The organism is Pontibacter fetidus (genome assembly GCF_010119545.1).
GTDB lineage: Bacteria > Bacteroidota > Bacteroidia > Cytophagales > Hymenobacteraceae > Pontibacter > Pontibacter fetidus.
Map to the genome: position 1 here is coordinate 30041 of NZ_JAAEAA010000002.1, position 15156 is coordinate 45196.

16 protein-coding genes are annotated in these 15156 nt (G+C 44.8%); 4 read left to right on the plus strand and 12 right to left on the minus strand.

Annotated features, from left to right (window positions below):
• Positions 1-92: 92 nt before the first annotated feature.
• Positions 93-635: a hypothetical protein gene (locus GWO68_RS01345; RefSeq protein ID WP_162344612.1), complete on the plus strand. Its 543-nt coding sequence runs from the start codon at positions 93-95 to the stop codon at positions 633-635.
• A 181-nt stretch (positions 636-816) separates the two neighbouring features.
• On the opposite strand, the gene GWO68_RS01350 is transcribed toward GWO68_RS01345, so the two are convergent.
• From GWO68_RS01350 to GWO68_RS01365, 4 genes are all read right to left on the minus strand, one after another.
• Complete coding sequence (locus GWO68_RS01350) at positions 817-1575, minus strand: DUF6503 family protein (RefSeq protein WP_162344613.1); 759 nt, start codon at positions 1573-1575, stop codon at positions 817-819.
• A 118-nt stretch (positions 1576-1693) separates the two neighbouring features.
• Positions 1694-2356 (minus strand): YceI family protein, encoded by a 663-nt coding sequence (locus tag GWO68_RS01355; protein ID WP_162344614.1) that lies wholly within the window; start codon positions 2354-2356, stop codon positions 1694-1696.
• A gap of 41 nt (positions 2357-2397) precedes the next feature.
• Positions 2398-2856: a MarR family winged helix-turn-helix transcriptional regulator gene (locus GWO68_RS01360; protein WP_317164475.1), complete on the minus strand. Its 459-nt coding sequence runs from the start codon at positions 2854-2856 to the stop codon at positions 2398-2400.
• Between the two features lie 290 nt (positions 2857-3146).
• A complete protein-coding gene (locus tag GWO68_RS01365) occupies positions 3147-4136 on the minus strand; it encodes an enolase C-terminal domain-like protein (protein ID WP_162344616.1) in 990 nt (329 codons plus the stop codon).
• A 252-nt stretch (positions 4137-4388) separates the two neighbouring features.
• Here GWO68_RS01365 and GWO68_RS01370 point away from each other — a divergent pair, with 252 nt between their 5' ends.
• From GWO68_RS01370 to GWO68_RS01380, 3 genes are all read left to right on the plus strand, one after another.
• On the plus strand, positions 4389-5819 hold the full coding sequence (locus tag GWO68_RS01370; protein WP_162344617.1) for a dicarboxylate/amino acid:cation symporter: 1431 nt from the start codon (positions 4389-4391) through the stop codon (positions 5817-5819).
• A 118-nt stretch (positions 5820-5937) separates the two neighbouring features.
• Positions 5938-6771 (plus strand): carboxypeptidase-like regulatory domain-containing protein, encoded by an 834-nt coding sequence (locus GWO68_RS01375; RefSeq protein ID WP_235941895.1) that lies wholly within the window; start codon positions 5938-5940, stop codon positions 6769-6771.
• A 196-nt stretch (positions 6772-6967) separates the two neighbouring features.
• Entirely contained in the window at positions 6968-7954 is a 987-nt protein-coding gene (locus tag GWO68_RS01380; RefSeq protein ID WP_162344619.1) for a c-type cytochrome, read from the plus strand.
• A 71-nt stretch (positions 7955-8025) separates the two neighbouring features.
• Here the strand turns inward: GWO68_RS01380 and GWO68_RS01385 are convergent, their stop codons facing one another.
• From GWO68_RS01385 to GWO68_RS01420, 8 genes are all read right to left on the minus strand, one after another.
• Positions 8026-8622 (minus strand): class I SAM-dependent methyltransferase, encoded by a 597-nt coding sequence (locus GWO68_RS01385; RefSeq protein ID WP_162344620.1) that lies wholly within the window; start codon positions 8620-8622, stop codon positions 8026-8028.
• A gap of 68 nt (positions 8623-8690) precedes the next feature.
• Positions 8691-9251 carry a sugar O-acetyltransferase gene (locus GWO68_RS01390; protein WP_162344621.1) on the minus strand — a complete coding sequence of 187 codons (561 nt, stop codon included), beginning with the start codon at positions 9249-9251 and terminating at the stop codon, positions 8691-8693.
• A gap of 21 nt (positions 9252-9272) precedes the next feature.
• Positions 9273-10367: a Fic family protein gene (locus GWO68_RS01395; protein WP_162344622.1), complete on the minus strand. Its 1095-nt coding sequence runs from the start codon at positions 10365-10367 to the stop codon at positions 9273-9275.
• Positions 10368-10770: 403 nt separating this feature from the next.
• On the minus strand, positions 10771-11568 hold the full coding sequence (locus tag GWO68_RS01400) for a DUF2971 domain-containing protein (RefSeq protein WP_235941896.1): 798 nt from the start codon (positions 11566-11568) through the stop codon (positions 10771-10773).
• Between the two features lie 34 nt (positions 11569-11602).
• On the minus strand, positions 11603-12715 hold the full coding sequence (gene lpxB, locus GWO68_RS01405; RefSeq protein WP_162344624.1) for a lipid-A-disaccharide synthase: 1113 nt from the start codon (positions 12713-12715) through the stop codon (positions 11603-11605).
• 62 nt (positions 12716-12777) lie between these two features.
• On the minus strand, positions 12778-13194 hold the full coding sequence (locus GWO68_RS01410) for a 6-pyruvoyl trahydropterin synthase family protein (RefSeq protein WP_162344625.1): 417 nt from the start codon (positions 13192-13194) through the stop codon (positions 12778-12780).
• Complete coding sequence (locus GWO68_RS01415) at positions 13195-14202, minus strand: FecCD family ABC transporter permease (RefSeq protein ID WP_162344626.1); 1008 nt, start codon at positions 14200-14202, stop codon at positions 13195-13197.
• Positions 14199-15104: an ABC transporter substrate-binding protein gene (locus tag GWO68_RS01420; protein WP_162344627.1), complete on the minus strand. Its 906-nt coding sequence runs from the start codon at positions 15102-15104 to the stop codon at positions 14199-14201. The genes GWO68_RS01415 and GWO68_RS01420 overlap by 4 nt, the downstream gene beginning before the upstream one ends.
• Positions 15105-15156 lie beyond the last annotated feature (52 nt).

The window sequence follows — 15156 nt, forward strand, 5'->3', positions numbered from 1 at the left end:
AGCGAAGACGCTCGCGCCATAGCATAAACTATAGCTATACCTAAATCCCTGAATTACGTACCTTTGCAGCACATTTATACTTTACAGATATTATGCCTGCACCATCCGCATCCTTCAAGAAAGCCATAAAACAACTTAGCGATAAGGAAAAGGAAACCCTGCTGTTAAAAGCCGTGCGCCGCGATGCTGAGTTGTATGATATGTTTTCGTATGAACTGGGTGAACGTACACTCGAAGAAATTCAGGAGCAAAGCCAGGATACGATACATGAGTTGCTGCTAAACGCCACTGGCCGCAGCCTGACCAAAGCACTGGCAAAAGCATTGCGAAAAGCGGTAAAAGAGATCGCCCGTTTTAAGCGCGTAACCAAAGACCCAAAGGCGGAGATCGAGCTGCATTTATATGTACTGGGCATCATTTTCGATAACTATACCGGCCAGTTCGATAGTTACTATAAAGTATTTTATACTTCCACGGCAAGGCTGTTGCTGCGCACCATGCAACTCATTAAAAAGAACCTGCACGAAGATTACCACCTCGAGTACAAAGACACGATAGACGATTACCTGACACAGATCGGTAACCGTAACAAGCCTCTTCCTTTTGCTTTGCCTAAAGAGTTTGAGCTAGAATAGTTAATTCAGTTGTCTGAACCTGGATTAAGAAGGGATTTGATAGATTAGCTTGATAGTCCGAATAAGGCTCTGCAGGATCTTATAAGTACAAGTCGCTACCTATCAGAGCGATAAACTGAAGAGATGAAATTATAACTTCCAAACCGTAAAAGTATAATCCCAAGGATCAATTAAATCTGCATTAATCAATGGTTCGGACATCTATCTCTTCCAGGTTAATATCGGATACCTTTTTGAGTTTACCGGCTTCAAAGGCTTTGTCAAAGTTCTCTATATTAAAGTTTTTTTCTTCTGAAGTATAGTTGCCATAATCCTGGAAAAGGAATCCCCCTATTTTATGTGGATTTACAGCTTCCCGGAAACGTGTTCCTATACTGCCATCGTCTTCTTTAAAATTATAGGCCAGGTAATCCATCGTATAGTTCTGCTGATGGAACCAGTACACGTACTCATCTTCGTGATCTTCGCCGCCGCCTTGCTGTTTAAAAGTTACTTTTATTTTATAGTATGGCTCGCCTTTTATAGTTGCTTCGCCCAGGTATTGCTTCTGCACCGCATCATCGTTTAAAAAGTAAGGCAGTAAGGCAAAGTATATCACAGCATTTACAGAGTTACGATAGGCTTTCACTTTATCGGCGGGCAATGTTACTTTCTGGTTGTTTATAGTTCGGGTAAATCCGCTGTTCTGCAGCACATCATACACACGCTGGCCGGTAGTGTCGGTAAAGGTGCGGCTATACACGTAGGCACCGTTATCGCGCAGGGCTCTGTACTGGTAATCCCGGAATTTGAAGGTAACGAGGGCTTTATCCAGGTTTGGGCCACCGTGCGTGGCAATGGCTTTATCTACAATTTCCTGGGCATCCGGCACTTTGGGCTCGCAACCTGCCAGCAACAGCAAGGCAAAAACTATAGTTAAGGATGTGTAAAATCTGCGCATGGGTTTTAAAATCGGTTATATCAAAGATAACAAACTTATAGTTTACCTTAAAACAAAACCGCCCCGGCACTACAAAGAGCGCCGGGGCGGAAATCAAAACCAGTTATATCTACTCAGATTACTGCTTTGCCGTTACATTGAAAGATACTGTAAAATCATCCATAATTGCTTTGTCGCCAAGGCTACCGAAGAATGACTCAGAACCATACTTTACATCGTACTGGGCACGGTTTACAGTTACATCGGCTTTAGCAGTAGCTACACCATTTTTAACAGTGATAGTTGCCGGGAACTGTACAGGCTTAGTAATGCCTTTTATAGTTAGCAGGCCGTTCACTTTATAGTTTGGCTTACCGGCAGCAGCTTTCGCGATCGGAGCAAGTGCCTTAATTTCGAATGTTGCAGTCGGGAATTTCTCTACGCTAAAGAAGTCATCTGACTTTAAGTGACCTACCAGTTTACCGTTGTATTCAGCATCCTTAATGTCAGTAACTTTAATAGAGTTCATGTCGATCACGAATTTACCGCCAGTTACTTTGTCTTTGTTTACAACAAGGTTACCGCTTTTCAGGTCTATAGTACCAAAGTGCTCACCAGTTACTTTTTTACCGTTCCAGGTCAAATCGCTTTTCTCGATAACAGCGTTGTAAACACGGCCTTTCGCTTTTGCAGGAGCTGTAGCTTCTGTAGTGGCTGTAGTTTTACCAGTTGTTGTGTTGCCAGCAAAAGCTGTGAAAACCATAGTTGCGGCAAGTGATGCAAGGATTGCTACTTTTTTCATTTTATTAAATTTATTCAGGTTATATATAGGTTACTTTTTAATTAATCTCTGATCTTATCCAGCAGCCTGTTTAGCTCTGCTGTTTCCTGTTCTGTCAGGTTGCGTATACCGGTCTTCGATCCGCCATCCAGATCATCCATTTGCTTCAGCAGCGCCAGGCCTTTATCGGTTATCAGCACATCTACGGTGCGGCGGTCGTTAGGGCATTGCTTACGTGTTACCAGGCCTTTCACTTCCAGCTTATCCACTATGCGCGATGCGTTTGATGTTTTATCCAGCATCCGCTCTATCAGCAGGCTAACGGTGGCAGGTTTCGGGTGCTGTCCGCGCAAAATGCGAAGCACATTATACTGCGGCAATGTTACCCCAAATGGCTTAAACAAATTGCTTTGCTCCTGTACCAGCCAGTTAGAAGTATAAAGCATATTAATGTAAGCTTTATGGTATTCAGTTTTAAAAGCGGTTTGCTTTATTTCGTCTTCTATCTTCATCGTTGTCATGAATGATGATGCAAATATATGTACATACATTTAATGTACAAACATATTACACGTTTTTTTTCAGATAAGTTTCAAATTAGTTGAGATTTTTCGGGAAAAGCTCTCAAAACTATAGTGTTTGCTTGTTTAGAATGGGTTGTTGGTTTGTGGTATAGTTTATAGTTACAGCTCAGGATGGAATGAATAATTAGTGATCTCCTATAGTTGACCCTACCCTCCCAAGAGGGGATTTATCTATTATAAGTAAATAACCCTAAGCCATCTAATTTTCTAGCAATTCAGCAATCAACTTATTTCAGGTACAGAATGCCCTGCTCCTCGCTAACCAACTTAAACGGCTCGTCTTCTATGATCAGGAAACCATCCAGGTCAGCAAAGTCGAAGGCGGCGCTTAGTTGCATGGCACTCCATATTCCCAGGCTCGTCTCTACCATACACCCGATCATCGCCATAAGGCCGTGTTTGCGTACTTCCTGCAACAATCGCACCGCATTCAGGTAACCGCCGGCTTTCATCAGTTTTATATTCACCCCATGAAACTCCTGTCGCAGCATCGCAAAATCGGCATTATCTGTCACCGACTCGTCAGCAACAAGTGGTAAAGAGCTAAGTGGCTTCAGGTGGGCATAGGCAGCGGCTTCGGAGGCGGGCATGGGCTGCTCTATAAACAAAACACGCTGCGTATCTAGGGTATGCAGAAAACGTAACAGGTCGTCCGGGTCTTTCCAGCTTTCATTGCCATCCAGCACCACCGGTTTCTGTACTACATCCAACACTTCCTGCAACAGGTCGGCGCCCTGCTCGCTGTTTACTTTTACTTTAAGGCACGGAAAGCGCTGCAACCGGTGTTGTATGATAAAATCTTTTACCTGGCCGGGCTCCATTATGGGCAACGAAAAACAAGTAGCTTGCTGGTGCGGCATGGGCTGGCCTAACAACTGGTGCACCGCTATCTGTTTTACCTGGCAATGATAGTGCAGGTAGGCAGCTTCTATAGCAAAGCGCAATGCGTTAACCGGTGGGTGCTCGGTAAGCAGTTGCAGCAGGTCTTCCATAGATTTTACGCTGGCAAGGCCGGCCATTAAAAGCACCTGGTATTGCTGCAGCAGTAAATCTGGGGTTTCGCCGTAGCGTATGTTAGGGGCAGCTTCACCAAAACCATTGTACGTACCATCCGATACCTGTACCAGGAAATTTAGTTTTTCGTCGCTGGCATTTCGTGCAATACGCCAGGTATACTTTAGTTTAAGGTGCAGTGCCTCGATGCGCCAGGTCAGCATATGTGGAGCGTCTATAGTTGGTGTGGCTAAATATACTGATTAAGTACAACATAAGATGCACCCAAAACCAGGCAGAAGAGTGCCTAAAAATCGACTTAATGCCGCTACAGGCTTTGGCATTGTGCCTGATCTGGTTATATTTGCTAAGAATTAACTAGCGTGTTTGCGGCCGATAAGGTAAGAACCGTGTTTGCCACACTCCCAACCTACTGCATTTAGCCTATAGCTGGTGCGCCATTTCTCTTATTTTATATGAAGAAATCTTCTATTATCCCTTTGGCAACGCTGCTAAGCATAACAATTGCAGCTTTACTTACCGTTTTACAACATTACAACTTTATCAACCTACCCGCCGATGTAATGATGGCGGTACGCTGGGCTTGTATTGGTGTGTTGCTTGGCTACGGTATACAAAAACGCTCACTTACTACTTGGATATTGGTAAGTATGGTGGTGGGTGCCGAAATTGGCTACGACTTCCCGGATTTTGCTGTAAACCTGAGTGTGCTCAGCAAGGTCTTCCTGAAACTGATCAAAACCATTATTGCTCCGCTTATTTTTGGTACGCTGGTAGTAGGTATAGCCGGCCACTCTAATTTAAAGCAGGTAGGCAGCATGGGCTGGAAAGCCATTGTTTACTTCGAGATCGTAACTACCCTGGCCTTATTTATTGGTTTAGCTGCCATTAACATTACAAGGGCAGGCGAAGGCATCAGCATGAACCTGGCCGAAGTAAACAATGAAATAAAGCCGGTAGAAAAGCAAACCGCATCCGATATCATACTGCACGTTTTCCCGGAGAACATTGCCAAATCGGTAGCGGAGGGGCAGGTTTTACAGATCGTTATCTTTAGTGTGCTGTTTGCAATTGGCCTGGCCATGGTAAGCGAGAAAAAGCGTAAGCCGATGCTCGAGTTCTGCGACAGCCTCTCAGAAGTGATGTTCAAGTTCACGAACATCATCATGTACTTTGCTCCTATTGGTGTGGGCGCTGCCATTGCTTATACAGTAGGCCACATGGGGCTTGGTATTTTGGTTAACCTGTTCCAGTTGCTGGCCACGCTGTATGTAGCCCTACTTGCTTTTGTACTGATCGTGTTATTGCCGGTTGCTTTAATTGCCCGCGTACCGGTAGTTCGTTTCCTGAAAGCTATTTCGGGGCCGGTATCTATTGCCTTTGCCACTACCAGCTCGGAGGCTGCCCTGCCACGCGCCATGGAAGAAATGGTAAAACTGGGTGTGCCACGCAAAATAGTAGCCTTTGTAATGCCGACTGGCTATAGTTTTAACCTGGATGGCACCACCTTATACTTAGCCCTTGCATCTGTTTTTGTGGCGCAGGCCGCAGGTATAGAGCTTAGCTGGGAGCAGCAATTGGTAATGGTATTTACGCTGATGCTAACAAGTAAAGGTGTGGCCGGTGTGCCAAGAGCCTCGCTGGTTATACTTTTAGGTACGGTGGCATCGTTCGATTTACCGGTGTGGCCGGTGTTTGCCATACTTGGTATAGATGAATTGATGGACATGGCCCGTACTTCTATTAACGTAACCGGTAACTGCCTTGCCACTGCCGTAGTAGCCCGCTGGGAAGGTGAGCTCGACATTCAGCCGGAAACCGGCGTTGTAGAAACCACAAACCCTGAATTGCCGGTAGCTGAAGCAGAACCAAAAGAACTGGTATAGTTTATACCACATACATACATTTACAAAGCCGCGGCCCTAAACCTGCGGCTTTGTTGTTTTCTGGCATTATTTTAGATAATCAGTTTTAACTATATAGTGCTGCACGAATTTCAAACCTATGCTTACAATTATAGTTGCGAGCCCTGTACTGCAAGAAACTATAGAAGACCCATTATTTAAGCTTATGAAATCATTTCTGAAACCAACTGCTTTATCTGTCCTGCTACTGGCTTTCTTTGCTTTTGCCCTAACCGGTTGCGAACGCGAACCAGACTCTGGTCCCCACGGAGAAGGCATCAACGGAAACGTACAGATTTACAATGCATACGGCGAAGCGCAGGACCCATCGGGCGTGACGGTAACAATAGAACAAACCGGCAGAACCACCAAAACAGACAGCGAAGGCGCTTACGTATTGCCCTACCTGGCATCGGGTAACTATAGTTTGAAATTTGCAAAAGAAGGCCACCCAACTACCTTTGTACACAATGTGGAGCATGTACGTACCAAACACACTTCTACGCCGGTTCCCATAGCCCGAATGATTGAGCCATCTGCCTATTTTGTAACACAGGCATCGGTTGCAGTAAATAAAAATCAGCAGAATAATCCTTACTATAGTATAACCGGCAAACTGAACAAAGCCGTGCCTGCCGGAAAAGAAATACAACTTAAACTATACCTGGGCAAAAATGCGGCTGTTTCGCTGTCAGATTATGTGCACATGTTTAGCTATAAAGTAAGCGGCCAAGAGTTCCAGATCAATTACCCATACTTTGCCAGCCTGATTATAAACAATGAAATGCAACACGGCGACACCGTATACATGGTACTGTTTACTGATGCTATAGTTGAAGATGCCTGCGATGGTAAATGGCAGAAACCGGATTGCACAAATAGCAGCACACTAAACAGCACAAACCCGATCGTTTTTTCGGAAACTATACCTTAACATCAGATACACCATACCTTACGATAGCCGCAGACCAACATCTGCGGCTTTTTTATTTATGTCTACCAGTTCTGAAATCACTTCTACTAAAATCAGCAGGGTTTAGAGAGTTTATAGTTTGTATTATTTATATTTTTTAGTAAAATTACACAATATTTTCTTTACTGAAATCTATCGTTACCTACCAAACCACTCTATGAAAAAAGTTTTAAAAGTTGCAGGCTATGGGCTTGTCGGATTACTGGTTATACTTGCAGCCGGGGTCGTTTACATGCAGTACGCATTCCCGAATGTAGATGCCGCGCCAGCCATTACGGTTAAAAAGACACCGGAGCTTGTTGCCCGCGGCGAGTACCTGGCCAACCACGTGGCCGTTTGCATCGATTGCCACTCTACACGCGACTGGTCTCAGTTTGCAGGGCCGTTAGTACCGGGCACACATGGCAAAGGCGGCGACCGTTTTGACCAGACAATGGGTTTCCCGGGTGTGTTTTATGCGAAAAATATTACCTCTGATAAGGAAACAGGCCTGGGCAACTGGACAGATGGCGATATTTACCGTGCCATTACCTCGGGCGTAACTAAGGATGGAGACCCGATCTTTCCGATGATGCCTTACAATGCTTACAGCCAGATGCGCGAGCAGGATATTCACGCTATCATTGCTTACATCCGTACCCTTGAGCCGATCAAAAATAAAGTACCTAAATCTGACCCTGATTTTCCGTTTAACCTGATCCTGCGCACCATGCCGGGCACTCCTGAAAAACATCCGGAACCTGTACTCGATGACCAGGTATCGAAAGGAAAATACCTGGTAACGGTGGCCGCCTGCGGCGATTGCCATACCCCACAGGATAGTGACGAAAAAATGAAATTTGCAGGAGGCGCAGAATTTAACCTGCCTTTCGGCACCATACGCTCTGCCAACCTTACCCCCGATAACGAAACCGGCTTAGGTAACTGGACAGAAGATGCCTTTGTAAACCGCTTTAAGCAGAACCAGGCCTTAGCCATGTCAGGTAATAAATTAGGATCTAAAGATTTTAATTCGATAATGCCATGGAATATGTATGCGGGCATGGAAGAGGAAGACCTGCGCGCTATTTACCAGTACCTGCGCACCTTAGAGCCTGCCAAAAACAAGGTGGTTAAATTTACGCCGGCACCTGCCAAGTCATAATACGCTTTAAACCTTTTACTCCGGAAGAGCCTTTTGCTATAGTAAAGGGCTCTTTTTTGGGTATTAGGCGCTCACTGCTTCTGGACTATAACATAGACGTGGTTCTCCGGAAACTGGTCAAGCTCGAGGTGGCGGCACTGGCAATTATTATCCATAATGGCTTTTAGGTTACCGTCTATACCGATGGTACTATAGTAAAATTGGTCGTTTTGCCAGTTGCTGAGGTGCTCGCCCGAGGCATCGCCGAACGTATAAATTAAGATACCTTCGGGGTTTAACAACTGGCATAGTTTAGCTACTACTAATGCCTGGTAGTGTAAGGGCACATGAAAGATGCTGTCCCAGGCAACTATAAAATCATAGGTTTGGGCAGCTTGCCAGCTACAGATATCCTGCACCTGAAAATCAACATCCGGGTGGTTGGCTTTGGCTAACCCGATCATCTTTTCAGACAAATCAATGCCAGTTATACCTTTAAAGCCAGCACTGATAAGCGCGTTTACAACCCTGCCACCACTGCCACAGCCAACATCCAAAGCCGCCCCACGCCCTTTACAATAACTGATCGCCCTTTTTATTTGGAGCAGCCCGTAAGCAGATGTATAATGCTGGTCGTGCCACCATTGCGCTATCTTATCATACTTTTTTCCTGTTTCAGCAGGGTTCATCCACTTATAGTATAGTTTGTTCAGTTAGTAAGCTGTTTAAAGATAAGTGTTTTCTTAATGAACTATAGTTACTGCTTTAACTCCCGGATAACTTTGCAAGGATTGCCAGCTGCAAACACGCCAGCGGGAATGTCCTTGGTCACCACACTGCCTGCTCCTATCACGCTTCTGTCGCCGATGGTTACGCTGGGGCAAATGACAACGCTGCCACCTACCCAAACGTCTTCGCCTATAGTTATGGGTTTTGCATATTCCAGCCCTGAGGCGCGCTCTTTATAGTTTAGCGGGTGCGTAGCGGTATAGATCTGCACATTCGGGCCAAAAAGGGTGCGGCTGCCAATAGTTACCGGCATTACATCCAGCACCACACAGTTAAAATTTAAGAACACCTTCTCGCCAACTATAATATTGTAGCCGTAATCGCAGTAGAAGGGCGGTTGCAGCCACAGGCCTTCGCCGGAGTTAGGTATAAGCTCTTTTAGAATGCGGCTTCTTTCTATGGGATAGTCTTCGTGGGAGTTGTTGAGCTGTTGCAGCAGCAATCTGGCCTGTAACCGCTCTTCTGAAAGTTGTGGATCTAATGGGTCGTACAACTCCCCAGCCAGCATTTTTTCTTTTTCGGTTTGCATGGGTATTGTACGTGGGGTGGGCTATAGTTGGGGTTTACTTTCAAGCACAGCCATTAATCGCTGGTTCAGGTATAGTTTTTCCTTTCCAACTTTAGTCGCTTTAAGGAACCCTTGCGCCTCAAGTGCCATCAGATAATTGCCTACTGTTTTTGGTGTGCCCATATTTGCATCTATCAGGAACTGGCGTTTCGTATATGGCAGCCTGAACAAAATTTCAATCAGCTCTTTTGAGTAAACTTTCGGGAGCTTTTCTTTGATCTCATCTGCGGTAGTCTGCATTACTGCGATAATGCTTTCCAGTTTCAGTAAGCCGCTTGTTGCTGTCTTTTCAATCATATCCAGCATATACAGTATCCATCCTTCCCAGTCGTTTTCTTCAGTTACTGCTCTTAAGCGCTCGTAATAATCGGCTTTATGCTGTATAATATATTCGCTCAGAAACAGTGCGGGCACATGTAACAGGTTTACCATTTTAAGGTATAACAACAACAGTATTCTGCCAGTACGGCCGTTACCATCTATAAACGGGTGTATTGCTTCGAACTGGTAATGCATGAGCGCCATTTTAATGAGCGGATCCAGTGAACTTTCTTCGTTTATAAAATTCTCCAGGTTCGTAAGCTTTTCGCGAATCACATTTTCCCCCGCTGGCGGAGTATAGATGATCTCTCCCCTGGAATTTGCAAGTGTGGTGCCAGGGGTTGTTCTAATACCGGATGTATTCTGCTTGATGCACTGCATTATCTCCACGCACAGGTTGGTCGTAATGAACGGCCGCGACTCAAGCTTTTTAAGCCCATACCATAAGGCATCTTTATAACCTATTACTTCTTTGGCTGCGGCATTCTCATATTTCAGATCAGCTACCACCGCCTTATAAAGATCATCATTGGTAGTTATAATGTTCTCTATCTCAGAGCTCGCCTTAGCTTCCTGTAAATGAATCGTATCCAGAAACAGCGTGGGATTAGGCAGGTTAATGATTGCTCCATTGAGTTGCGCAAGTGCCCTGCTTGCACTTATTGTTTTGCGTAACACTCTCTTTGTTTCCAGTTCCGTATCTGGTGGCAATAAAGGCAGGTTATTATATGGCGCATTTCTGTTGAACTGTAGCATATAGGAGTAGCAATTACACTTATTGTTAAAACAAAGGTAAATATAATAAAAATTTACACTCGTTTTAAATTCAGAAGCAATTATTACCTTTTGAGATAAGAAGTTTAGATGTGGAATAAGATAAGGTTCTTACAGCCCCCAACCAGCATTTTTTGTTTATCGGTATACATGGGATGTTGTAAGTGGGCCAGAACTATAGTTATAACATAAGTCCTAACTATACCGCCAGTTTGAGCGCAGCGGTAACTGGTGGTTTTGATTGGTGGCAGTTTGTAACTGGCGAAACTATAGTTTATCGCTGACACGCCAGTTACAAACTGGCCCCATAGTTAGCCATAAGTTGTGCTGGCGCTAAACTTACGGTATGTGAGGGAGCATAACTAGTAGCTATTTTCTTAAGTTTTTAATAATATGGTTCAGACTGTAATTTTGATTTCTCAAACACAAAATCGTAGCCGTACTCATTAGTCAAACTAACTATATTTTGATAAGTTGAATTATCAATTGTTGGGGGTAGATAAATCTTTTCAATAAGTATATTTAAGTCAACATCTATAAATTTACCTTTATTATGCTCTTGAGTTTCCCAGTAATCTGGATTATCTATTGCATCATATATTTGATGGTAGATTCTATATTCTTTTTCGTGACAAAATTCCATTCGCTTATGAAAAAAAGGAGTTAATAGATTATATCCTTTGTGAGGATAGTCTATAGGATGATACCAAATACTATTTTCATAGTCAAGATATCTAACTTTAGAAAACTCAATCTGTTCTTTTGCTTTTTCAAAAGCCTGATTTATTCTTTGGACATTACTCTGGATAGCAACTCCTTCATTATCTTTCAAATAAAGCCTCCACATTGCGTCAGATTCATTATTATTAATATGCCAGCAATTAATAATAACACCTCTTTTATATCTTTTGTGTAAATCAATAAGGCCTTCAATATTTGCTTTCGCTACCTCTTCGTCAAAAGTATTGCCTAAATATTCTGCTCTCAATCTAGATTCTTCGATTCTAAACTCAGCTTCACGCTTTGGAATAGTTCCTTCAAACGGATCACTAAATTTGTCCGCTCTGCAAAAAAAGAGTGCTCTCTTTTTAAGTAGTGATGTATATTTGTCAATATCCATGTAGCGCCAAATAACAGCATTGTGCTTCAAGGGTATTTGATTTGGGTGATCTCCAATCGGCATTTTTTATTCTACTACTATTAAAATAAGTTAACCCCTACCCCTTCAAATACTCCACCATTAATTCAGCGGCACGTTCGGCAGTGCGGCACTCTCCTATTTTCTCGCGAACGAGGGCGTAACCGTCTTTTTGCTTTTTAATGAAGTGCTTGTCGAAGAGAATGCTTTTTAGCTCGGCTGTTACTTGCTTGCCAGTAAAATCGTCCTGAATCAGTTCAGTAACTACCTGCTTGCCGGCAATCAGGTTCACCAGCGAAATGTAAGGCACTTTTATCACCCACTTACCGATGGTGTAAGATATTTTGCTGGTTTTGTAGCATACTACCTGCGGCACATTAAACAGGGCTGTCTCCAGCGTGGCTGTGCCGGATGTAACCAGGGCCGCTACCGAGTGCGAAAGCAGGTCGTAGGTCTGGTCGTAAACTATTTTAATGTTCTTGTCTTTGTTGTACTGCTCGTAATACTCCTTGCCAAATGTAGACACGCCGGCCACTACAAACTGGAAATCACGGAACGATGGGAGCACGCTAAGCATCACATCTAGCATATTCTCAATCTCCTGGGCACGGCTGCCCGGAAGTATAGCCACAATCGGTTTGGAATTGTAGAGCTTATTTTTCGTCCTGAAATCCGGGTTAGGCACGTGGTCAGTTACCGAATCAGAAACAGGGTTGCCGATATAATCCACGTCGTAATCGAAGCGCTTGTAGAAGTCCTTCTCAAACGGCATGATCACGAACATGCGGTCCACTACTTTTTTGATCTTATGCGCGCGGCCCTGGTTCCAGGCCCAGACCTTCGGAGAGATGTAATAAAAAACCTTCAGCCCTTTACTTTTGGCAAACTTAGCAATGCGCATGTTAAAACCGGCATAATCTACCAGTATCACCACATCAGGTTTATAGTTAGCAATGTCAGCTTTCGCTTCTTTCAGGTAACCAAATATCCTGCGCAGGTTCTTAATAACTTCGGCAAAGCCCATAAAGGCCATGTCCTGGTAATGGCGCACAAGGTCCATTCCGGCTTCCTGCATCATATCGCCGCCCCAGCCACGTATTTCCGCGTCCGGGTCTTTCTTCCTGAGCTCCTTTATAAGGTTAGAACCATGCAAATCACCTGATCGCTCGCCAGCTATAATGTAGTATTTCATGTAATGCAGAAACGTAATGGGCTACCTGAACAGGTATAAGCGCACTAAAAATTTAAAGGAAATTATTCTCCGAAGTACTCCACGTAGTTGCGTGGGGTTTCGTAAAGTTTAAGGCTGTGCAGTTTCGCGTTGGATATTTTTTCGATCTGCGGGGCAAGTATGTTCCAGAACTCGATGATCAGGTTCTCGGTGCTGGCCAGTTTGCCCTCCATAAATGGTACATCCAGGTTCAGGTTTTTGTGGTCTACCTTCTCGATGATGTGCGTACGGATAAGTGTGCTCAGTTTTTTTAGGTCGATTACAAAACCGGTATCGGGTTCCGGCTTGCCTTTTACGGTAACAATGAGCTCATAATTGTGCCCATGCCAGTTGGTGTTGGCACACGGCCCGAACACTTCCTTATTCTTTGCCAACGACCAATTCGGGTTGTGCAGCTTGTGGGCTGCATTAAAATGCTCTAATCTGCTAACGTAAATCATTTAACTGCTAAACTTGTAATTTTTTCTGGACAGCAAATATACGAAGAAAGGAACACCAAAGAACGATGTAATAATTCCGATTGGCAGCCCGGTCGGCGGATAAATTATTCTGGACAAAAGATCACAGAGCAACATGAACAAACCACCCACAAAAGCGCAGAAAAGCAGGTTGCTCCTACCCGTGGTACCCAGCAGCCCGCGCGTTACATGTGGAACAATTAGCCCCACAAACCCGATTGGCCCCGACGTAGCCACTGCAAACCCGGTAACTATAGAAACTGTTACAAGTATAGCCCAGCGCGTATGCGACACCTGCACGCCCAGCGCCTGTGCCCTTTCGGAGCCCAGCATCAGTATATTTAGTTGTTTTTGGAGAAAAGCGAAAAGTATAAGCGCAACTATAAGCGCCACGGCCGGGTAAGGCAACAAGGTCCAGCTGGCCCGCTCAAAACTCCCCATACTCCAGAAAATAACCGACTTCAGTTTACCTTCCGAATCAGAGAGAAATGTAAGCAGGCCAACCATAGCCGTGCAAAGCGAACTGATAGCAATACCAGCCAACAGCAACTGCGCAGGTATAAGCTGACGTTTGCGGTACCCAAGTATAACCACGACCAGTGTAACTATAAAAGCGCCCGCCATAGCCAGCACCGGCGGCATATAAAACCCAGCCACAGATATGTTTACAAACCCAAAGAAGACCAGCACTGCACCCAGTGATGCCCCCGAAGCCGTCCCCAGCAAATAAGGATCAGCCAGCCCGTTGTTCACCATTGCCTGCATCAGATACCCGCAAAAAGCCAGCGCAGCTCCAACCACCAAAGCAAGCAGCAAACGCGGCAAACGAAGATGAACTATAGCGTAATGCGTGGTATTATCGGGGTTATAGTTCAGGAAAGCTTCGGCTATAGTTGAAAGGTCCGACTCAAAAGAACCGACCTGTAAACCCAGCACTATAACTATAGCGATCAGCAGCAGGGCCAATATAAAGTACAGGCCGCGCATCATGGGTACAGAAATCCTTCCAGCTCTTTGAGCGATTCCACAATTCTCGGGCCCGGTCGCTCTATCAGGTTGCCCGTTGGGGCGTAAATTCGGTTGGTTTGGTAGGCTTTTATCTTACGCAGCTCCGGGTATTGACTGAAAAAGGTTTGCTCCAGTTTTTCTTTGGTGCCACCCATCAAAATATCCGGGTTCAGTTTTAAGATATACTCGCGGGTAAGGGCCGGGTAAGGCTGGTCAAATGTTTCCTTTACTGCATTCTCAGCTCCTAAAATGCGCAGCTTATCTGTCAGCAGCGTATTTTGTCCATACACATAGATCGGGTCGGTCCAGGTTATAGTTAACACTTGCAGCGGGTTTGGGCGGTTTTTATACTTTGCCTCAAGCTGCTGCACCTGCAGGCGTAACGAGTCTGCTAAATGGTTAGCTACCTGCTCCCGGCCTGTAATGCGGCCAATGTCTTCTATCCCGCGCAGCACATCTTCTACTGTTCTGTATTTCTGGTAATACACTGGTATGCCCAACTCTTCTAACCTTGCAGCTACATCAAGCGGTGTCATGCCTTCGCTGGTAAAGATCAGGTCGGGTTTCAGAGCAAGTACCTGCTCTAAATCAACAGGGTAATTGCTGACGATAGGTTTGGTGTAAACGGCGGCAGGGTAGTCGCTATCGGGTGTGCGGGCAATAATGTTGGCCGTATCACCTATAGCAAACAGCATTTCGGCCATGGCTGAAGTAAAGCCAAAAACGCGAACAGGTTTTTTAGGTAAATGCAGCTCGCGGCCCAGGTCATCGATTATAGTTATGCCCTGCTCCTGCTGCTGTTCCTGCTTTTGCTGGCAGCCGGCTATAGTTGCAACCATAAAAAGTAGCAAGCATAAACTATAAACTATGATTTTGTTCTTCATCGGGGCAGGACCTGCTCTGGATATTTTCGTAAATTTACGCAAAATCTAACAT